The 20763-nt window shown below is 26.0% G+C and carries 20 protein-coding genes and 2 pseudogenes; 16 read left to right on the forward strand and 6 right to left on the reverse strand.

What is annotated here, in order from left to right; translation table 11 throughout:
* Nucleotides 1-104: 104 nt before the first annotated feature.
* Entirely contained in the window at nt 105-1451 is a 1347-nt protein-coding gene (locus CSBG_RS07860) for an MATE family efflux transporter (RefSeq protein WP_008678521.1), read from the reverse strand.
* Nucleotides 1452-2017: 566 nt separating this feature from the next.
* On the opposite strand from CSBG_RS07860, the gene CSBG_RS07865 reads away from it, so the two are divergent.
* Entirely contained in the window at nt 2018-3229 is a 1212-nt protein-coding gene (locus tag CSBG_RS07865; protein WP_008678523.1) for a winged helix DNA-binding domain-containing protein, read from the forward strand.
* 58 nt (nt 3230-3287) lie between these two features.
* On the opposite strand, the gene CSBG_RS07870 is transcribed toward CSBG_RS07865, so the two are convergent.
* Nucleotides 3288-5021 (reverse strand): ABC transporter ATP-binding protein, encoded by a 1734-nt coding sequence (locus tag CSBG_RS07870; protein WP_008678524.1) that lies wholly within the window; start codon nt 5019-5021, stop codon nt 3288-3290.
* Nucleotides 5022-5037: 16 nt separating this feature from the next.
* Nucleotides 5038-6759 carry an ABC transporter ATP-binding protein gene (locus tag CSBG_RS07875; RefSeq protein WP_008678525.1) on the reverse strand — a complete coding sequence of 574 codons (1722 nt, stop codon included), beginning with the start codon at nt 6757-6759 and terminating at the stop codon, nt 5038-5040.
* Between the two features lie 453 nt (nt 6760-7212).
* Here CSBG_RS07875 and CSBG_RS07880 point away from each other — a divergent pair, with 453 nt between their 5' ends.
* The 8 genes from CSBG_RS07880 to CSBG_RS18940 all read left to right on the forward strand — a co-directional run bounded on the left by CSBG_RS07880 (nt 7213) and on the right by CSBG_RS18940 (nt 12310).
* Nucleotides 7213-8010 carry a DUF368 domain-containing protein gene (locus CSBG_RS07880; RefSeq protein ID WP_008678526.1) on the forward strand — a complete coding sequence of 266 codons (798 nt, stop codon included), beginning with the start codon at nt 7213-7215 and terminating at the stop codon, nt 8008-8010.
* A gap of 173 nt (nt 8011-8183) precedes the next feature.
* Nucleotides 8184-8459 (forward strand): hypothetical protein, encoded by a 276-nt coding sequence (locus CSBG_RS07885; RefSeq protein ID WP_008678527.1) that lies wholly within the window; start codon nt 8184-8186, stop codon nt 8457-8459.
* Between the two features lie 281 nt (nt 8460-8740).
* Nucleotides 8741-9268, forward strand: coding sequence for a flavodoxin domain-containing protein (locus tag CSBG_RS07890; protein ID WP_008678528.1), 528 nt, complete (start codon nt 8741-8743; stop codon nt 9266-9268).
* Between the two features lies 1 nt (nt 9269).
* Nucleotides 9270-10043, forward strand: a complete 774-nt coding sequence (locus CSBG_RS17915) for a peptidase MA family metallohydrolase (protein WP_008678530.1) — start codon at nt 9270-9272, stop codon at nt 10041-10043.
* Nucleotides 10044-10094: 51 nt separating this feature from the next.
* Entirely contained in the window at nt 10095-10592 is a 498-nt protein-coding gene (locus CSBG_RS17920) for a S8 family serine peptidase (RefSeq protein ID WP_008678532.1), read from the forward strand.
* 47 nt (nt 10593-10639) lie between these two features.
* Entirely contained in the window at nt 10640-10762 is a 123-nt protein-coding gene (locus CSBG_RS18935) for a hypothetical protein (RefSeq protein WP_268875683.1), read from the forward strand.
* Nucleotides 10763-10896: 134 nt separating this feature from the next.
* Nucleotides 10897-11409: a hypothetical protein gene (locus CSBG_RS17925; RefSeq protein ID WP_008678533.1), complete on the forward strand. Its 513-nt coding sequence runs from the start codon at nt 10897-10899 to the stop codon at nt 11407-11409.
* Between the two features lie 556 nt (nt 11410-11965).
* Entirely contained in the window at nt 11966-12310 is a 345-nt protein-coding gene (locus CSBG_RS18940) for a GNAT family N-acetyltransferase (RefSeq protein ID WP_268875684.1), read from the forward strand.
* Between the two features lie 299 nt (nt 12311-12609).
* Here the strand turns inward: CSBG_RS18940 and pdxT are convergent, their stop codons facing one another.
* Nucleotides 12610-13218, reverse strand: a complete 609-nt coding sequence (pdxT, locus tag CSBG_RS07910) for a pyridoxal 5'-phosphate synthase glutaminase subunit PdxT (RefSeq protein WP_008678537.1) — start codon at nt 13216-13218, stop codon at nt 12610-12612.
* Nucleotides 13199-14068, reverse strand: a complete 870-nt coding sequence (pdxS, locus tag CSBG_RS07915) for a pyridoxal 5'-phosphate synthase lyase subunit PdxS (protein WP_008678539.1) — start codon at nt 14066-14068, stop codon at nt 13199-13201. Before pdxS ends, pdxT begins: the two co-directional genes overlap by 20 nt.
* A 522-nt stretch (nt 14069-14590) precedes the next feature.
* Between pdxS and CSBG_RS07920 the strand changes: the two genes are divergently transcribed.
* The 4 genes and pseudogenes from CSBG_RS07920 (at nt 14591) to CSBG_RS07930 (ending at nt 16766) form a co-directional block, all read left to right on the forward strand.
* On the forward strand, nt 14591-14782 hold the full coding sequence (locus CSBG_RS07920; RefSeq protein WP_035285180.1) for a hypothetical protein: 192 nt from the start codon (nt 14591-14593) through the stop codon (nt 14780-14782).
* A gap of 531 nt (nt 14783-15313) precedes the next feature.
* Entirely contained in the window at nt 15314-15757 is a 444-nt protein-coding gene (locus CSBG_RS07925) for a hypothetical protein (RefSeq protein WP_008678543.1), read from the forward strand.
* A 455-nt stretch (nt 15758-16212) separates the two neighbouring features.
* A pseudogene (locus tag CSBG_RS19030) lies at nt 16213-16308 on the forward strand (hypothetical protein); the annotation flags it as partial.
* Between the two features lie 26 nt (nt 16309-16334).
* Nucleotides 16335-16766, forward strand: coding sequence for a GNAT family N-acetyltransferase (locus CSBG_RS07930; protein ID WP_008678546.1), 432 nt, complete (start codon nt 16335-16337; stop codon nt 16764-16766).
* 308 nt (nt 16767-17074) lie between these two features.
* Here the strand turns inward: CSBG_RS07930 and CSBG_RS07935 are convergent, their stop codons facing one another.
* Nucleotides 17075-17389 (reverse strand): hypothetical protein, encoded by a 315-nt coding sequence (locus CSBG_RS07935; RefSeq protein WP_008678548.1) that lies wholly within the window; start codon nt 17387-17389, stop codon nt 17075-17077.
* 855 nt (nt 17390-18244) lie between these two features.
* On the opposite strand from CSBG_RS07935, the gene CSBG_RS07940 reads away from it, so the two are divergent.
* From CSBG_RS07940 to CSBG_RS07950, 3 genes and pseudogenes are all read left to right on the forward strand, one after another.
* Nucleotides 18245-18982, forward strand: a complete 738-nt coding sequence (locus tag CSBG_RS07940; protein WP_008678550.1) for a class I SAM-dependent methyltransferase — start codon at nt 18245-18247, stop codon at nt 18980-18982.
* A gap of 70 nt (nt 18983-19052) precedes the next feature.
* A pseudogene (locus CSBG_RS07945) lies at nt 19053-19172 on the forward strand (nucleotide kinase); the annotation flags it as partial.
* 551 nt (nt 19173-19723) lie between these two features.
* Entirely contained in the window at nt 19724-20599 is an 876-nt protein-coding gene (locus CSBG_RS07950) for a PHP domain-containing protein (RefSeq protein WP_008678552.1), read from the forward strand.
* Nucleotides 20600-20763 lie beyond the last annotated feature (164 nt).

Genomic DNA, 20763 nt, shown 5'->3' on the forward strand with positions numbered 1-20763 from the left:
TTCTTTTTTATTTAAATTATTATTTTCTGTGTTTATAAATTTAAATTAATATTATAAATAAAAAGGTGTCTAAATTGTTTCTAATAATTTAAACACCTTTTGTTCTATGCAGCTAATTGTTTTTCTTTTAAAATTATATTGATTCTTTTAAAGTAAGTAATTCCAAGGGGGACGGCAGCAGCAAACCAAGCAGCGGGATCAGCTAAAGCAATTCCAGTAAATCCAATTATGCTTGGCAATGTAAAGGCAACAACTGTTCTAGCTACCATCTCTGCAACTCCAGCCATCATAGGTACAAAACTATCCCCAATTCCTTGAAGAGTATTTCTATATATAAAAATTAATCCTAAAGGTATATAGAATATGGAAACTGTATTTAAGTAATGTCTTGCATATTCTATTACTTCTAAATCACTTCCATCCATAAATAGCTTTGTAAAAGCACCACCAAATAAAATTACTATAATTGTTGATATTATACTTACAATAATACTAATAATTGTGCATTTTTTAACTCCTTCTTTAATACGATCTATTCTTCCTGCACCAAGGTTTTGTCCAGAATAAGTAGCCATAGCAACACCAAATGTAACAGCAGGTTGCATAACTAGTTGTTGGACTTTAGAAGCAGCAGTATATGAAGCTATTATTTTAGAACCGAAATTATTTAAAGCACCTTGAAGAACCATAGCTCCAGCAGCTGTTATTGAAAATTGAAGTGCCATTGGGATACCAATTCTTAATTGACTTTTAACAAAGATTTTTCTTACTTTCCAATGACTCATTTTTAGTCTCAATATAGGGAATCTTTTAATTATATATATTGCACATAATATAGCAGATATAGATTGAGAAATAATAGTTGCATAAGCAGCACCAGCTACTCCCATTGAAAAATTAACAATAAATACAATATCTAAAATTATATTTAGTATTGAAGCTATAATTAGGAAGTATAGTGGAGTTTTACTATCACCTAAAGCTCTTAAAATGCTTGCAAACATATTATAAAAGATTATTGCTATATTACCAGCATAAATTACTATTATATATGCTAAGGAATCATCCATTATATCGGCAGGTGTATTCATAAGCTCAAGTAATGATTTGGCAGAAGCAACACTAATTATAGTAACTATTATAGTCATAATACCAGATAAAACTAAAGAACTAGCATAAGCTTTTTTTACACCTTCTTCATCATTAGCACCAAATTTTTGTGAAACTAAAACAGCAAAGCCACTAGTTAGTCCAATAACAAAGCCATTAACTAAAAAAGCCATAGCGCCAGTAGATCCAACTGCGGCTAATGCCTTAACACCAAGAAAGCGACCAACTATTATAGTGTCAGCCATACTATAAAACTGTTGAAATATATTACCTATAAGTAAAGGAATAGAAAATGTTAAAATTAGTTTTACAGGATTTCCTGTTGTCATATCTTTTGTCATAAATAAGCCCCCTTTATATAAACCTATAAAAATTAAACATATTTTATTAATTTCAAAATTGTACAAACATTTTCAATAATAACATTATAAAAAAATATTATCAACTTTATTTCAAATTTAGAAAATAAATATGAATTTTTCATACAAATAATTATTATATAATTGCAATAAAAGTATAGCAATGATTATACAAGAAAATATAAAATTTTAGTCAAACTATATAAAATTATAGAATTAATATTTACATTTAATAACTTTGTAACAACTTAAATAAACTATGTAAAAACTTCCATGTAATATATAATAAAATAGTACATAGAGGTTTTTTTATAATGAGAAAAATATTGTTGCTTATTTTGGCTAGCTTATCTGTATTTACGGTTAGTTGCAATAACACAAAAATCTTAGAAGAAAATACTAAGGATAATGAAGTGTTAAATAAATATAAAATTTAAATTATATTATTATAAAATAAATTTACCTATAAGAGATTAAACTGAATAATTTGGTGTTATATGAAAGTAACGTTAAATTAAATATATATTAAATTTTTGAGAGGTAAAAATATGAAAGTAATTACTATGTCAAAGGAAGAGCTAAGAAAATTCCTAGTAGTATATCAAGGTCTATACACGAATAATACTTTTATTGGAGAAGAAGGGATTAAAGATTTTATAAAAAGAGTAGGATGCGTTCAATATGATCCATTAAATGTTGTAGGAAGAAATGCAGATCTTGTTATGCAATCGAGAATTGAAGATTATGATCCTATAATGCTAGAGGATTTGCTTTATAAGAAAAGGGAGTTAATAGATAGATGGGATAAAATGATGGCTATTTATTCTGCTGAAGATTGGCGATATTTTAGACGAGTAAGATTAGAAAGGAAAAAGGAAGTTGAAGGTGTACTAAGAAATAGAGCTTCAATTAATGCAATAAATTATGTTGATACTGTAAAAGAATATATTGAAAAAAATGGGGCAACTAGTCCATCCAAAATTGATCTAGGGTTTGTAGAAAAAGGAAAATGGGGTCATGGAAAACTTTCAAGTGCCACAATGGATTACATGTGGAATATGGGGGTACTTGGAGTAAAGGAAAAGAAAAATACTCAAAAGATATATGATTTAATTGAAAGGCTATTACCTAAAGAAATAATATCTAAAGTAGATCCTTTCAAAAAAGATGATGAGTTTTATAAATGGTACTTTAAAAGAAGAATAGGAAGCATAGGGGTATATTGGGATAGAAATGGAGAGGGCTGGCTAGGAAATTATGTTTATCATAAAAATCTAAGAATAAGAATATTAAATGAATTGGTAGAAGAGGGCGAACTAATTTTTATAAAGGTAGAAAATTTAAAAGAAAACTTTTATTTAAGAAAAGAGGATATATCGATTTTAAATGACTCTAATCGCATAAATGAAAATAATATAAAAATTTTAGCTCCACTAGATAATATAATTTGGGATAGAAAATTAACTAGAGATATTTTTAATTTTGATTATACTTGGGAAGTATATAAGCCTGTAGATAAGCGAAAATATGGATATTACGTTTTACCTATTCTATATGGAGATAAATTTGTAGCAAGATTTGAACCAGAACTTCATAGAGGAAATGAACCATTAGTAATAAAAAATTGGTGGTGGGAAGATAGTTATAAAATAACAAATAATTGTGTAGATGCTGTTAAAATATCATTAGATAAATTTTGTAGGTATTTAAAAGCTGATGGGATATCTAAGGATTCATTAGAAAAAATAAATAAAAGTTAAATAAAGGATGTAATAATAATTTTTACTATCAAAAATATTATTATTACATCCTATTTACTTATATTAAAGCAAATTGACTATTATATAAATTAGCATAGAATCCACCTTTATTTAATAGTTCATCATGATTTCCCTGTTCTATAACTTTTCCATTATTCATAACAAGAATCAAATCAGCTTCACGGATAGTTGAAAGTCTATGAGTTACAATAAAAGTTGTTCTACCTTCCATTAATTTATTAAATGCTCTTTGTATATAAATTTCTGTACGTGTGTCTATGCTACTAGTTGCTTCATCTAAGATAAGCATTGGAGGTTTAGATAACATAACTCTAGCAATACATAGTAACTGTTTTTGACCTTGAGATAAAGAACTATCATCGGTAAGGATAGTATCATAGCCATTAGGTAAATTCATTATAAATTTATGAGCATGAGCATTTTTAGCAGCTAATATTACTTCTTCCAAAGAAGCATCGGGTTTTCCATAAGCTATATTTTCTCTAACTGTTCCAGAATATAGCCATGTATCTTGAAGAACCATTCCATATAAACCTCTAGTGCTACTTCTAGTAATATTATCTATATTGATATTATCTATATTGATTTCTCCAGAATTTATGTTGTAAAATCTCATAAGCAAATTAATTAGTGTAGTTTTTCCACAACCAGTAGGACCAACTATTGCTATTTTATCTCCAGGTTTAACTTTTAAATTAAAGTTTTCAATTAAATTTTTATCATTGCTATATGAAAATGAAACATTATTTATATCTATATAACCTTCACAAGATGTTAAGTTAATTGAATTTTTACAATCTGGAATTTCCTCATTTTCATCTAAAATCTTAAAAACTCTACTTGCAGATGCAAAGGCAGCTTGAAGTTCTGTAATAACACCTGATATTTCGTTAAATGGTTTAGTATATTGATTAGCATAACTTAAGAATGATGAAAGCTGACCTATTGTTATAGTACCATTAATAGCACTAATAGCACCAATTATTCCTACAGCAGCATAAACAATTCCGTTAACAAATCTTGTACAAGGATTGGTTAATGCAGAATAAAATTGAGCTTTTTGTCCATATTTATATAATCTTTTATTTATTTCTTCAAAGGTTTCTTGTGAGCGCTCTTCAAAGGAAAATGCTTTAACTACTTTTTGATTTCCTATCATTTCTTCAACATATCCACTTAGTTCACCACGAACTTGTGATTGCTTTCTAAACATAGAGTGGCAATATTTGGCTATAGTAGAAGCTGTAAATAATGATAGTGGAGTAATTATAACTACTATAAGAGCAATTTTAATATTTATTGAAATCATAAATATTAGTGTTCCAATTATAGTTATTACTCCAGTAAAAAGTTGGGAAAATCCTTGCAAAAGACCATCGGATACAATTTCTATATCATTAATTACTCCATTTATTATAGATCCATGAGAATTACTATCTATATATTTTAATGGTAAAGCATTTAGTTTATTGAATACATCAACTCTTATATCTTTAATAGTCTTATAGCTTACAATATTAGTACATCTAGTCATAACAAGCTGAAAAATAGAAGAAAATATAACTGTTAATGAAAGTGGAATTAGTATTTTAAATAATCGATTAAAGTTTACATTTCCTTGACCTATTATTAAATCTACTCCTTCACCTATAATAATTGGCGTTAAAAGGGTAAGAGTTATATTAATTATTGCGCTAAAAAAAGCAATAATTATATATTTATTATAAGGTTTAGTATATTTTATAATTCTTTTTACTAATGAAATATTCATAATATGAAGTTACCTCCTAATTTTTTAATTGAGAAGAACAAATTTCTTTATATACTTCACAATTGTTAATTAGATAATCATGTTTGCCGATACCAACTATTTCGCCATTATTTAGAACTATTATTTTATCAGCATTTTTAATGCTACTAGCTCTTTGAGAGACCATTATTACTGTAGTATTTTTTACCTTTTCTTTTAATGCTTTTCTTAGGCTTGCATCTGTAGCAAAATCTAATGCACTTGAGCTATCATCTAATATAAGTATTTCCGGATTAGAAACTAAAGCTCTTGCAATTGTAAGCCTTTGTTTTTGGCCTCCAGATAAATTTTTACCACTTTGAAGTATATTTGTATCATATTTTTCAGGAAAAGCCTGGACAAAGGATGATGATTGAGAAATTTCTAAAGCAGTTTCTATCTCATCGATAGTTGCATATTTTTTTCCCCATTTTAGATTTTCCATCAATGTTCCTTTAAATAAAATAGCTTTTTGAGGAACTATACCAATCATGCTTCTAAGTCTATTAAGAGTATAATCTTTAACATCTGTTCCATTTATAAGTACTTGTCCTTTTGTAGCATCATAAAATCTTGGAATTAAATTTACAAGAGTAGATTTTCCAGAACCAGTACCTCCTATAATTCCAATAGTTTCATTTTTATTAATAGTCAGTGATATATTGCTTAATGAATATTCATTAGAGTCAGCATATGAAAAGAAAACATTTTTAAACTCAATAAATGCTGCTTCTGACTTACTACTATGAGTTTTTATATTGTCCTTTTCTACTATCGTAGATTTTATTTCTAATATTTCACTTACTCTAGTAGCTGATGTAGAAGCTTTAGTTAATATAACTACTAATTGAGCAAAAACTATCAATGCAAGAAGAATTTGAGTTATATAATTAACAAAGGCTATTACTTCACCTTGAGTCAATGAACCAGAATTTACTCTGATTCCACCAAACCATAATATAGCAACTATAGATAAATTCATAATTATATATGTAATTGGGTTAAGGAGAGCAGATATTTTTCCAACATTAATAGAGGTGTCACTTAAATCATTACTAGCATCTTTAAATCTTAACTTTTCATTTTCTTCTTTAGAAAAAGCTTTAATAACTCTTGTACCTTCGAGATTTTCTCTAGTTATTAAAGAAATATTATCAAGTTTATTTTGAATTATTTTATATAAAGGAAGTGATTTGCTCATTACAAAATAAATTACAAGTGCAATAAGAGGAGTGGTAACTATAAAGATTATAGAAAGTTTTAAATCTAAAGCTATTGCCATAATAGTCGAGCCGATTATTATGAATGGGGCCCTGGATCCTAATCTTATTATCATTGCTACACCAGTTTGGATTTGATTTACGTCATTTGTTAAGAGAGTTATTAATGTTGGAGCACCTATCTTATCAATTTCAGTATGAGAAAGCTTATTAATATGCTTAAATAAAGCACTTCTAATTGAAGTACCAACACCTTGAGATGCTACAGAAGCATAGTACTGACAAATTAAAGCAAAGCCAAGTCCGCTAACTCCAAGAAGTATAAGGATACCACCCATTTTGAATATATAACTTATATTACTATTTCTTACTCCTACGTCAATGATTTTAGCCATAACTATAGGAACAAATAATTCTAAAATTGCTTCTATTAATTTAAATATTGGACCAAGTATAGCTTCTTTTTTATAATCCTTCATAAAGTGTATTAGTTTTATCAATATCATCAGTCCTTTATTATAATTTTACACTTAAACATTATTATAACATTAAGTCTTGATAATAAAAGTACATTATCATATCGTAATAGATAAGATAGGTCTATAAAAATATAAATTATATAAAAATAAAGTAGATATTTAGGAGTTTATAATTTATTAAATTTATTTTAAGAAATTTTTTAGAATAACTTTTTTAAATGTTTATTTTCCTTAGAATTTTTAATGTATTATATTATAAAATTAATGTTATAATTTATAATATTAATATGAATGAACTGGAAAATGTGTAGATAGGTAGCATAGATGTTTTAGAATATAAAATAAGATTAAAATTATATAAATATAAAACAATAAATACTTATGTTAAATATATGTTAAGAGTTTTGACTTTTTTGTATAGGGTATGCTAGTATGGAAAATAATACAATGTGATTTTATAGCAGAGGTGTAGATATGGAATTTTTAAAAAACTTTTTAAAAGGAGTGGCAATTAGTATATCGCAAATTGTTCCTGGAGTTAGTGGTGGAACTATTGCAATGATTCTTGGAATATATGATAAGTTACTTCATGCAGTAAATAATATTATTAAAGATTTTAAAAATCAATATAAGATATTGATGCAAGTGGGAATTGGAGCAGTTGTAGGAATATTTTTATTTAGTAATGTTGTTAAAACATTATTTGATAATTTCCCTATTCCTGTTGGATATTTATTTATCGGTGTAATATTAGGTGGAGCACCGCTTATGTTTAGAAAAGCAACAGTTAAAGGATTTAAGAGAAGTAGCTTTTTATATTTGGTTGCTGGTATAATTATAGTTTTGATGATGGGCACTCCAAATAATGATGCATCAGCAATAATCACGTCATTAAGTATAGGTAATTTTTTATGGCTATTTATTGGGGGAGTAGTAGTAGCAATAGCTCTTATCTTACCTGGTATAAGTGGATCATTTATGCTATACGTATTAGGATTATATAATACAGTTATAACAGCAGTAGTACAAATGAATATTCCAGTTTTAATACCAATTGCAATAGGTGGAATAGTTGGTACATTAGCAACTGCTAAAATAATAGAAATGCTGTTATTAAAATATCCACAGCAAACATATATACTAATATTTGGATTTATATTAGGATCAGTATTTTCAGTATTTCCAGGAGTTGATGGATTAAGCAGTGTAATAGGTGTGATTCTTGGAATTGGTGGATTTATATTTACATATTATATTAGTAGAAATGAATAGATAAGAGTAGTTAAGATTGAGGAAATCCTCAATCTTTTAATTTTGCAAAATTAAGAAATATTAAGAATTTAAAATGGTAAATTATGTTTAATGAATTTAGATATTTGTGTATAATTAATATTGAAAATATCTAATAAATTTTAAGTTAATAAAGATGAGAAAGGAAAATACAAATGGAGATAAATAAAAAAATATGGTCAATAACAGCCGTTATTTTTTCTGTAATGACATTATTATTAATTGGAATGTATTTTGGAGGATATATAAAGTTTGACTTTGTAATGATAGCTCTAGGCTTAAGTGAACTGTTTTCAGGGATAAGCCAAATGGAACTATCAAATAGAACAAATTCAAATGCAGTTAGAAGAAGAAATAAAAGTGTTGGAATATTTTCAATTATCATAGGGATTGTAATTTTCTCAATGGCTATATTTCAAATATTTTTTTAGACAAGTAAAGTAGGAAAATGACATTAGTAATTTAGATTAACTCAACTGAAAGAGAGAATTTATAGATGCATGATGTCTATATAGTTAGAATGGAAGATTTGGAATGGATAAAATAGATGATTACTTATTATGAATTAATAGATATATGGATTAAAAGGTTCTATACAAGGATTCAGATATCAATAATTAAAAAAAGTGAAGCTAGAGCTAAAATAATTATAAATAAACTTATATAAGCAATAAATAAAAAAATAAATATAAATATAAGGGGGAAAGGTTGTATGTCAAAGATAGCAGTTGTATATAAAAGTAAGTATGGGGCAACAAAAAAATATGCAGAATGGTTATCAGAAGATATTGGAGCAGATTTATATTTGCAAGACAACTGTAAAGTTGAAATTCTTAATAGTTATGATACTATTATTTACGGTGGAGGAATTTATGCTTCTGGAATAGCTGGATTATCTTTTATTAAAAAAAATTATAGTAAGTTAAAAGATAAAAATATAACAATATTTGCAGTTGGAGCATCACCATATGATGAAAAAGCTTATAATCATCTAAAGGAATATAATTTATCTGGAGATTTAGAAAATATTAAACTTTTTTATTTAAGGGGAATGTTTGATTTAAAGAATATGACATTTAAGGATAAATTACTAATTGGGATGTTAAAGGGAGTTTTAAGAAAAAAGGATTCATCTCAATTTGAGCCTTGGGAAAAGGCGCTTGTAGAGTCAATGGATAATGTATCAGATTGGACGAGCAGAGATAATTTAAAGGAAATTAGAAAGTTCCTAGGGGTATAGTATGAATAAAAAGGTTTCAATACTAGGGATATTTATATTAATTATGATAATTATTATTACTTTTGGTTATAGAAAGTTAGGAACTATTGAAGATAAGATAAAACTGCAAGAAGAAGACAAATATTTTAAGTATTATTCAAATGAAAATGATTCAAAGGCTATTAAGGAGTTAAGTGAAGTATTGAATGATAATTATAGTGCTATAATAGAGCGTTTTGACTCTAATTTAGAAACAAAAGTAGAAATAACAATTTATCCGAATATAAAGGAATTTCATAAGGCTATTGGAAATGAAGATGCTAGTGATGGAATAGTTGGAGTTGCATATGACAATACAATAAAAATGGTATCACCATTAAATCCAGGTTCAATTCATAACAAGGAATCACTTCTTAAGGTTATTGTACATGAGTTTGTGCATATAGTAACATTTAATATTAATAATAAAAAAGAAAATAATATACCTACTTGGTTTATGGAAGGTATATCAGTTTATGAAGCTAATCAAATAACAGATTATGAAAAGAAAGCTATAAGAGAAAATCTATACCAAAATACAGATATTACTATAGATGATATAAATGATAATTTTTATAATAATCAATTTAGTTATTTATATTCAGGATCTATAGTAGGTTTCATTGTAAATGAATTTGGATATGAAAAGTTAATTCAAGTTATTAAATCTCCTAATGATATAGAAAATATTTTAGATTTATCAATTGAGGAACTAAAAAATAATTGGATTAACTATGTAGAAAAAAATTATAAGTAATTAAAGATGAAGGAACTTTTTAGAATATTATATATATAAATTAAATATTTAATGAGGCTATTATCTGAAGTTAAAAGTATAATTTTTTTAGAACCTAGAAGTACCTATGTTCTTCAAGATATATATCCAAATGATGTTGATGAAATTTATGTAATAAAGGGTAATCCGTATTTAAATCTTTTAGGGACAGAAGTTTTGGTTGGACTAGTAGATACTGGTATAGATTATTTAAATGAAGAGTTTATTATAGAAGATGGATTAACTAGAATACAAAGTATATGGGATCAAACAATATTAAATGGTAGAAATGAAAATGTTTATATTGGAGATGTATTTACATCTGATGAGATAAATAGGGCAATAAGTTTATCAAAAGCTAATGGAGATCCATATAGTATTGTTCCATATAGAGATACTGTTGGGCACGGAACCAAAATGGCAAGTATAGTTGGTGCTCGAGGATATAATAATAATGTAAAAGGAATAGCGAGTGATTGTGAATTTGTTGTAGTAAAGTTATTAGAGTCTCTTAATTTTAAAAAGTATTAAGAGAAAATAGTCTTGAAGATAAGAATTTATATAATTCTTTCGAAATTTTGGCTGGAATAGATTACTTAAAAAACTATTCATTAAAAGTTAAAAAACCAATGGTAATTTGTATAGGGGTAGGAACAACAGAGGGAAGTCATGATGGCAATATCCAACATCTAGATATATAACTGATGTTGGAAGAAATAGAGGTATTATTTCTGTTTGTGGAACGGGAAACCAAGGAGCAGCTCAAGGACATACATCAGGATATATTAAGAGTTTAGGAGAAATTAAAACTATAGAACTAAAAATTTCTAAGTTTATGGTTGACTTGCCTTTTTATATTTGGATTCGAAGACCCAACAGAATGTCTATAAATATAATATCTACAGATAGAGAAAAATCTAATTTTATTTCATCTAAAAGAAAAAATGGAGAAGAAATAAAATTCGTATTAAGTAATACAATAATGCGTTTATATAATTTTATACCAGAACATTTTACAGGGCATCAAGCAATAATAGTATTTAGGAATTTAGTATCAGGAATATGGAGAATACAGTTGAGTGGGGATTATATAGTTGATGGAAGATATGATATATGGTTGCCGACTAAAGAAGTTTTACCTGAAGGAACTGTATTTTTAGAAGCAGATCCAAATATAAAGTTAACTATACCTTCGACAGCAAGAAAAGTTGTAACGGTAGCATATTATAATAACGAAAGAAATGTAGGAATTTCTGAATCTGGGAGAGGATTCAACTCTAATGGTTTAATAAATCCTGACGTTATAACTGCAGGAGTAAATATTTTAACAACAAAACCTTTAGGATGAGTAAGTACTTTTTCAGGAAGTTCAGCAGCAAAAGCTATATGTGCTGGTGTTTGTGTATTACTATTTGAATGGGGAATAATAAAAGGTAATGATCCATATCTTTTTGCACAAACTTTAAAATCATATTTAGATAGAGGAACATACCAAAGACAAGGAGAGATATATCCTAATCCTCAATGGGGATATGGAATACTTGATGTATTTCAAATTTTTAGAAGCATGATTTAATAGATATCATAAGAAAATTAGTATGAATAATATTAATATATTAGATAAGAAGAATTTTAATTACAAATAATTAGGTATGAGATGCAAATGCAAATAAGAAATATATATAATAATATTTTGAAAATAATTATTATTGAAAAGAAGATATTTTGATATATAGGTTACTCAAAAGTCAGAATTAAATTTATTATGAGATATTGATAGAAGAGAGATAGTAAATGAGGTTTATCATTATAAAAGTAATAAGTTAAAAATAGTAAATAAATTTTATAATATAGAAGGTTGGAACCTAATAGAACTAAATGAATATATTTATAGGTTAAAAGATATATATGAAAGACATGAAAAAATAGATGGAGTTTTTAAAAATGATAAGATAGTTGGAATTGTTGCTTTAGAAAGCAAACTAATTGGAGAAAAATTAGATAAGGTTAAATTAGATATGCTATATATAAGTAATAGTTATCGGAAACATGGAGTAGGAAAATCATTAGTAAAGTTAATGTCTAAAGATGCTGTAAATATGGGAGCAAAAGGATTATATATATCAGCAACTCCATTTAAGAACACTGTAGATTTTAATTTTGCATTAGGAGCAAGAGTTACAAATGATATAAATAGAGAATTATTTGATTTAGAACCTCTTGATATACATATGATATTAGATTTGTGATATCTTAAATATTATAAACAAAAAGATATTATGAGATGTTATAGAATTTAAAAGAGCTATATTAAAATAAATTTTGATATTAGCAATTAAAGATTCATTTTTTCGCATATATAAATAATAGATAAAAATTTCTATTTAAGTTTAAAAACATCTTTAAGTAAGTAAAATCAATGGTTTAAAAGGGGATCGTGAAACACGAGCCCCTTTATAAAAATAAGAGATTAGCTTTATTAAGGTAATAAAGCTTACTTAAAATTGAATAAATTTTATATTAAATAGATTTATGAGACTAAGCCTTTTTAATTAAATTTATTTTTAATGCAAATATCTATAAAGTATTTATGAAATCTTAAATCAGAAGTAAGTTCTGGATGAAATGAAGTAGCTAATATATTTCCTTCACGAACTGCAACAATATTATTATCAATAGATGCTAAAATTTCAACTTGGGAGGATAGTATTTTTGATACATAAGGTGCTCTTATAAATACCATAGGAAATTCTTCAGATGAATCTATTGAATTTATAATATCTTTTGCTACAAAACTATCAATTTGTCTTCCATAAGCATTTCTTTTTACTCTTATATTGATTAGAGAAAGATGTCCATTTTCATCATTTTCTATTTCTTTGGATAATAGTATCATTCCAGCGCAGGTTCCCCATATTGGTAATCCTTGTTTAGCTTTTTGTATAATTTCTGAGTCTAAATTTGTTAGTTTAAGTAGTTTTGATATTGTTGTGCTTTCTCCTCCTGGTATAATGAGACCATCAATTAATGATAAATCTAAGGCATTTTTAACTAAAATAGATTTACAACCAATGGATTCAATATGATGAACATGTTCATTAACTCCTCCTTGAAGTGCTAAAACTCCAATTATTAAACTACCAACCTCTTTTTGCATATCTATCCTCAAGACTTTCAATTGTTAATCCTTTCATAGCCTCACCTAAACCAGAAGATACTTCTGCTAGAACTTTAGTATCATTATAATAGGTAACAGCTTGTACTATAGCTTTGGCTCTTACTTCAGGATTTTCAGATTTAAAAATACCAGAACCAACAAATACACCATCGCTACCTAATTGCATCATAAGAGCAGCATCAGCAGGTGTTGCAATTCCACCAGCAGCAAAGTTAACAATAGGTAGTTTACCATTTTCATGAACATATAAAATTAAGTTGTAGGGAGCATTAAGTTCTTTTGCTATAGTCATAAGTTCTTCTTTAGATGCAGATTGAACTTTTCTTATATCTGAAATCATAGTTCTTTGATGTCTAACTGCTTCAACAATATTACCAGTGCCAGCTTCACCTTTAGTCCTAATCATTGAAGCACCTTCACCAATTCTTCTTAGAGCTTCTCCTAAGTTTCTAGCACCACAAACAAAAGGTACATTGAATTCATGCTTATTTATATGATATAAATCATCAGCAGGAGTTAATACTTCACTTTCATCAATATAATCAATAGCTAGGCTTTCAAGAATTTGTGCTTCAACAAAATGACCGATTCTAACCTTTGCCATGACTGGAATAGACACAGCAACTTGAATTTCCTTAATCATTTTGGGATCAGACATTCTGGCAACACCACCTTCTTTTCTTATATCTGAAGGTACTCTTTCAAGTGCCATTACAGCACAAGCTCCAGCCTTTTCAGCTATAATTGCTTCTTCAGGAGTAGTAACATCCATAATTACTCCACCCTTTAACATTTGTGCAAGATTTTTATTTAATTCATATTTACTCATAATAATCTCCTTTAAACAATTAATACCTGTAATTACATTAAATAGATAATAATACTAAAATTAATATTGTGCAAATGTATCGGTACAAATTGACTAATAAAAATTCCTAAAATTATAACTTTTTACATTTAACTATTTACAAAAATTGGATGAGGATATATAATAATAGAGTAATATTTATTTATAAAATTAAGGAGGTAGGGTTATGTTTATGAATTTAAAATCTAATAAAAATCAAATTGAATATAATCTATATTTTATTAGTAGCTCTACCAGTGGAGATAATCTGTAATTTTTTACGGAATATTAATTTGTTAATTGTGCCACCATGAGTTATTATTCTCATGGTTTTTTTATGCACTTAATTGCTAAATAAAGTGATATTTAATGACCCTGGGTAAACTAGGGTCATTTTTATATAAAAATATTTTAAAGGAGGATATTATTAAATGATCAAATTAAGAAAAGTTAAAGAAAACCAAATGGAAATAGGTGACAGAAATAGAAATGGAGGAATTTTATATGTTTATTATCGGAGAATTTATTAATCCAAATATGGTTAATAATGAAAAAAACGCTATAGATTTTGAAAGATATTGTAAAGATGAAAGATTAAGTTCAATAGAAATTAGAAGTGAAGTTTATAAATCATCTAAAAATAAAAGAAATAAATTATTAAAAGAATTTATAATTTTAATAAGAAGAATATTCTAGTATATAAAAATAATATAATGAAAATACTCAACATCATTTTATATGTTGAGTATTTTTTATAAATTTATATTAAATGATCATAAAAGAAAATAGAAGTCATAATATAAAACTTAAAGAATTTAGTTAAATTATTAATAGGAGAGAATAATTAATATTATATATAGACAATTTACTTACTGAAGATCTAATAATTCTATCTAGTTCGATTAGATAGCTTTATTTAAAAATAAAAGTAAGAATTAAATTAATGTTCTTGGGAGTTTCATTATTGAAATATAATACTCAATATTAGTTATTAATAAAAAATAAAAAAATAGTAGGGGATTATCAGGAGAGTATTTATTTTAACCAATAATAATAGTATTATTATTGGTTAAAATAAATAAAAATGGTATAATATAGAATGGGATTAATTATTATTATAATTTTATAATATATGATTTTAAGTTTCAATACATATTAATGTATTGAATGTATAAATGTAAAGGATAAGATGTTCTTATAAAGTGTTTTAAAATGGAGGATGAAAATATGGGAGTTGCATTTGAAGATGTAAATTTTAGTAGATTGGTAGACAAGCTTAGCCCCTGTTGCCTTTCTGAAAATATATGTGTAGTATGCGAAAGAGAAACATGTTTAGTTGGGTATGGAACAGAATGCATTAAAAATTGTATGATTAATAAAGTTACATATGTAATTGATGGATGTAAGAATATTCCGATTATGGATACAAGAATATATGATAAAGAGTACATAATGGATGGAGTTGCAGATATTCTAAGAACTTGTAAAAGTTGTAAAGAAAATCATTTTGAGAATTGTGTTGTAAATATTTTAAGAAGCTGTTATGAAGTTATCTTATTTGGTGAAGAAAAAGAATATAAAGGAAGTGCTCTTGTATATTTAAATGACTTAAAGGGATCTAATCCTGAAATGGCAGATAAACTATTTCAAAAGTATATGATTAGAGGTTAGATTATAAGGAATTTATTAGAGAAAGTAACTAGTTTATAAATTTTTACTTATAAGGATAAAATAAACTTAAAGAAGTACTATTACAAATATATCTGTTTCTAGAAATTATAAATATTCAATAAAGTATTTTAGCCTAACATAGAACTTAGAAGTATGTTGGGCTTTTTAGCATTTTCTCATAATTAAAATAATAAGCTTATATCTTAAGTGCTTTATTGATAGGAATAAAGATTTGAACTTATTTAGTTGGAAATTGAAAATATAATTAATAATATGTATAACAATTACATTTAATATAAAATATTGTATAATATATATATTAAATATTATATTTAAGCTTAATTGAAGGAGAAAGTATGTACAAGTATATGTATAAAGAAGCTCAAACTAATGGATTATTTAGAGGACCTTCAGATCATAGAGAGATTATAGATAAGTAAAGTAAAGAAGGATGGAGATTTGTTACAGCAATACCTACAGAATTTTATAATAATGGCGAAATCAAGAAATTTGATTTAGTATTTGAAAAACAAATAAATGATTCAATATAAAAAATTAATTAAAGGATTGATATAAAATGGTAAGTATTAGAAGAGTGTCTATATCAGATTATAAAGATATATATATGCTTAATAAAGAATTAGGTTATTTATATGAAGAAGAAAAAGTAAGGAAAAAAATTAAATATATAATTGAAAACAAGAAAGATATTATTTTAGTAGCTTACATAAATAATAATATAATTGGGTATATACATGGTAGTGAATATGAGTTACTATACTCAGATTCTTTAATAAATATTTTAGTATTTGTAGTCAAAGAATCTTATAGAAAAAATGGAGTAGGAACAGCCTTAATAGATAAATTAGAAGAAATAGCAATAGAAAAGAAATATTTTGGAATAAGGCTAGTTTCAGGAATTGATAGGGAAGATGCACATAGATTTTATGAAAGAAATGGTTATATCTATAGAAAGGAACAGAAGAATTTTATTAAATTATTTAGTTAGATTTGTATTCTTATATTTTTATAGATGAATTTGAGTAAAATTTAATGTAAAAAGTATAAATTATAGAAATATATAGGATGGAAATAAAATGAGAAACTTTTTAAAGGTAATGAGAAGAACATTTTGTATTGTATTTGGTTTTATGATATTATTTTCCTTATTAAAATTTAATGATAATAGCATCTACAATTATTATAGTTTTACCTTACTCTTTTGTACATTTTTAATAATAGATCAAATTAGCTTTAAGAATAAATAATAAGCGTAGTAGTTGTATAATAAGAATTAAAAGACACTTTATAGTGCCTTTAAGAAATGAAAACATTACCTTTACCAACTATAACAATTCTGTAATCTGGAAGTAAGGCTGTTAAGTTAAATTTATCAGATTTAGGAGTAAGACGAATAGATTGAACAAGAATTTGATTTTCATCAAACACTTGTAAATAAACACTATTAGATTCAGATATATTTTGGACTGTATATTTATTTTGAGGAGAAAAATTTAAGTCAGAAGCTTGATAAACACCTTCTTCAAATAAATTTATAGCGTAAGTAGATTGTGTAGAAGTACTAAAAAACAAAGATAATGAAATTATAAATACAAATATCGATTTTTTCATAATCTAACCACCTTTCATACTTATTTTAATCAAATATAAAATAAATATTCAATATGGTATTTAGATAAAGTTAAAAAATAAGAGATCAAGTAAGATATAAAATCTATATTAATATTTGATAATTTGAAGATGATTACTTTTAAGAATAGAAATAATTTATATCAGATATTATAGAGAGGTGGACTATAAAATCCACCATTTAATATTAGTTTATTATTAAAAAATTGTAAGAAATTAATTCATAATACTCTTAAAACCAAAAGCCTCCCCAGAAGTTATTAAATCCACAACATCTATTGAATCTACAACATCTACGGCAGCAACAACAACATCTGTTAAATCCCCAAAATGGCATATTATTCACCTCTCTATATATAATTTAATATATTCTCAATATCACATAAGTGTTACTAAGTATAGAGCAATATTTTCATGTTTAAATAATAATAAAGTAAGTTAATCACAATGAAATAGATAAATCTTATAACTAAGAGATGAGTTGAACTATAATAAACCTAATGATTTTAATAATAATTAATTTAATAAAATAATAGAGGAAGATTTTAAATGTATAGAGAATTATTAAATAGAATAAAAGTTAAATTTAATGATGTATATTTAATTCCTTATGAAAAGTTATTGAAGGATATAATGTAAGTTTTAACAATAATTTATTTAATGATATTATTAAATAGAATATATATGAATTAATTATAGATATAAATACAGAATTAATTGTGAATAGTTAGAGGGGGTCTTTAATTATTATACAAATCAGGGATATGGACTTTCAAATTTTTTTAGAATAAGAGGAAAAATAAATTTAAGTTAAAATCACATATAGGAGGAGTAAAAATGAAAGAAAATAAATATGATGATATAAGTTTTTTCAAAGAATATAAAAAAATGCCACGCTCAGTAAATGGATTAAAATCTGCTGGCGAATGGCATGAGTTAAAAAAGGTTTTGCCTAGCTTTACAGATAAACGAGTATTAGATTTAGGATGTGGCTTTGGATGGCACTGTAAATATGCAGCTGAACATGGGGCAAAAGCTGTAGTTGGGGTAGATATATCAGAGAATATGTTAAATGAAGCAAAGAGGATAAATAATTCTTCATTAATTGAATATACCAGAAAACCTATAGAAGATATAGATTACCAAGAAAATAGTTTTGATGTTGTAATTAGCTCTTTAGCATTTCATCATATAAAATCTTTTGATTATATTTGTAAAAAGGTAAATAGGTGTTTATCTAAAGGTGGGGATTTTGTCTTTTCAGTTGAACATCCAATATTTACAGCACATGGAAACCAAGATTGGTGCTATGATGAAGAGAAAAGTAAATTATATTGGCCAGTAGATAATTATTTTATAGAAGGAATTCGCAAAAGCAACTTTTTAGGTAAGGATGTTATGAAATATCATAAAACTTTGACAACTTATATAAATGGATTACTTATAAATGGGTTTGAAATAACAAATCTTATAGAACCAATGCCAGATGAGTCAATGCTATTATGTAACACTAAAATGCAAGATGAACTTCGTAGACCAATGATGTTAATAATTTCTGCTAGAAAAAAAGATTAATAGTATTTAGTATTTTTTAGTACAAGAGGTTTTCAAAGTGAAGAAAAAGTTAGTTATAGTTAATTGAGCTATGGGGGTAGGTAAAACTACAACTTGTAAAGAGTTAAGTAAAAAACTTCAGAATTCTGTATGGCTTGATGGAGATTGGTGTTGGATGATTGATCCGTTTGTTGTTAATGAAGAAAATAAATGGCCTGTCTATAATGTAGATTCTATGGTATAGCATCAATGAAAAGTTGTTGTACTAGTAACAGATAGTGGATATGAAACTTTAGAGGATTATAAGTAGAAAGAGGCGATAAAGATGGGGGATTATAAAATAATGTAAATAATACCAAATACGAAAGAAATTTATTCTGAATATATTAGTGAAGAAAATGGAGATTTTATATTACCAATTGTATGCTTTGCTTTAGTTGAATATGATGATGGATCAAGAAAAGTAATTCCAATGGATATTGATGTAGATGGAACTGTTGGACCAAAAGGTAGCGATTTTATAGGAATTACTAATTACAAAATAGGGAAATTATAAAGTTTTTAGTAGAAGAAAAGTTTTTTACTTTCGATTTGTATGAATCGGATTTATTCATTTTATCTGAAAATAATAATTTAACTGTATAACATCTTATAGATAATTTGTTATAAAATTATCTATATTTGAAAACTAATTATTTAAAAATCATTATATAATGCAAATAAAATGATTTTTAAATAAGAATTAATTACGAGGAGGCAGATATGAGTAAGATAGATTTGCATATGCATTCATGTTTTAGTGATGATGGAGAATATACTCCAGAAGAAATTGTTGATAGAGCAATGAAAAATAATGTTGAAATAATTTCTATAAGTGATCACAATTCAGTAAAAGCTGTGGAAAGAGCTTTAAATTATAGTAGAGATAAAGATATAAAGGTTATACCAGGAATAGAAATAGATTGTACATTTAATGATATAAACCTACATTTACTTGGATACAATATAAATTATAAAGAAAAGGATTTCTATAATATTGAAGAAGATATTTTAAATCAAGAAAGAAAAGCTTCAAAAGAAAAGATAAGGTTAATAAAAGAATATACAGGTTTAAATATAAGTGAAGAGGAAGTTCTTGAAAAATCATCAAATGGAGTTGTTACTGGTGAGTTAATAGCTGAAATACTATTAAAAGATAATGAAAATAGAAACTCTGCTATATTAGAGCCATATTTACAAGGTGGAAGCAGAAGTGATATGCCTTATGTTAATTTTTATTGGGATTATTTTGCACAAGGAAAACCAGCTTATGTTCCGATAAAATTTATAAGTTTAAAAGAGTCAATTGAATTAGTTCATAAAAATGGTGGTGAAGCTATAATTGCTCATCCAGGTAACAATTTAAGAGATAACTTAGATGAAATAGATGAATTAATAAAGGAAGGAATAGATGGTATAGAGGTTTTTAGTAGTTATCATACAAAAGAGCAAATAGATTACTTTTATGATAAGGCTTTAAAAAATAATATGATAATAACTTGCGGAAGTGATTTTCATGGAAAGACAAAACCTAATATAGAAATTGGAAAATTCAAATTTGAGCCGAAAGATGTTTCAATAGATAAAATATTAAAATAGAAGGCTTCGAATATGATGATAATCCGAAGTAGTTACTAGATGCAGCTATAATAGTCGGATAGTAGATTTTATCGAATAATCGTATTTATATAAGCTAACTGCATCTCTTTTCATATGAAATTTAAAGATATGAAAAGAGGTTAGTTATGAACTATAATCAATTA

Origin of the sequence: Clostridium sp. 7_2_43FAA (assembly GCF_000158375.2) — a bacterium.
Taxonomy (GTDB): domain Bacteria; phylum Bacillota; class Clostridia; order Clostridiales; family Clostridiaceae; genus Clostridium; species Clostridium tertium.

Bases quoted from the DNA above. Each gene is read 5' to 3' on its own strand.
- CSBG_RS07860 (WP_008678521.1), bottom strand. From the start codon at position 1,451: ATGACAAAAGATATGACAACAGGAAATCCTGTAAAACTAATTTTAACA.
- CSBG_RS07865 (WP_008678523.1), top strand. From the start codon at position 2,018: ATGAAAGTAATTACTATGTCAAAGGAAGAGCTAAGAAAATTCCTAGTA.
- CSBG_RS07870 (WP_008678524.1), bottom strand. From the start codon at position 5,021: ATGAATATTTCATTAGTAAAAAGAATTATAAAATATACTAAACCTTAT.
- CSBG_RS07880 (WP_008678526.1), top strand. From the start codon at position 7,213: ATGGAATTTTTAAAAAACTTTTTAAAAGGAGTGGCAATTAGTATATCG.
- CSBG_RS07885 (WP_008678527.1), top strand. From the start codon at position 8,184: ATGGAGATAAATAAAAAAATATGGTCAATAACAGCCGTTATTTTTTCT.
- CSBG_RS07890 (WP_008678528.1), top strand. From the start codon at position 8,741: ATGTCAAAGATAGCAGTTGTATATAAAAGTAAGTATGGGGCAACAAAA.
- CSBG_RS17915 (WP_008678530.1), top strand. From the start codon at position 9,270: ATGAATAAAAAGGTTTCAATACTAGGGATATTTATATTAATTATGATA.
- CSBG_RS17920 (WP_008678532.1), top strand. From the start codon at position 10,095: ATGAGGCTATTATCTGAAGTTAAAAGTATAATTTTTTTAGAACCTAGA.
- CSBG_RS17925 (WP_008678533.1), top strand. From the start codon at position 10,897: ATGGTTGACTTGCCTTTTTATATTTGGATTCGAAGACCCAACAGAATG.
- pdxT (WP_008678537.1), bottom strand. From the start codon at position 13,218: ATGCAAAAAGAGGTTGGTAGTTTAATAATTGGAGTTTTAGCACTTCAA.
- pdxS (WP_008678539.1), bottom strand. From the start codon at position 14,068: ATGAGTAAATATGAATTAAATAAAAATCTTGCACAAATGTTAAAGGGT.
- CSBG_RS07920 (WP_035285180.1), top strand. From the start codon at position 14,591: ATGTTTATTATCGGAGAATTTATTAATCCAAATATGGTTAATAATGAA.
- CSBG_RS07925 (WP_008678543.1), top strand. From the start codon at position 15,314: ATGGGAGTTGCATTTGAAGATGTAAATTTTAGTAGATTGGTAGACAAG.
- CSBG_RS07930 (WP_008678546.1), top strand. From the start codon at position 16,335: ATGGTAAGTATTAGAAGAGTGTCTATATCAGATTATAAAGATATATAT.
- CSBG_RS07935 (WP_008678548.1), bottom strand. From the start codon at position 17,389: ATGAAAAAATCGATATTTGTATTTATAATTTCATTATCTTTGTTTTTT.
- CSBG_RS07940 (WP_008678550.1), top strand. From the start codon at position 18,245: ATGAAAGAAAATAAATATGATGATATAAGTTTTTTCAAAGAATATAAA.
- CSBG_RS07950 (WP_008678552.1), top strand. From the start codon at position 19,724: ATGAGTAAGATAGATTTGCATATGCATTCATGTTTTAGTGATGATGGA.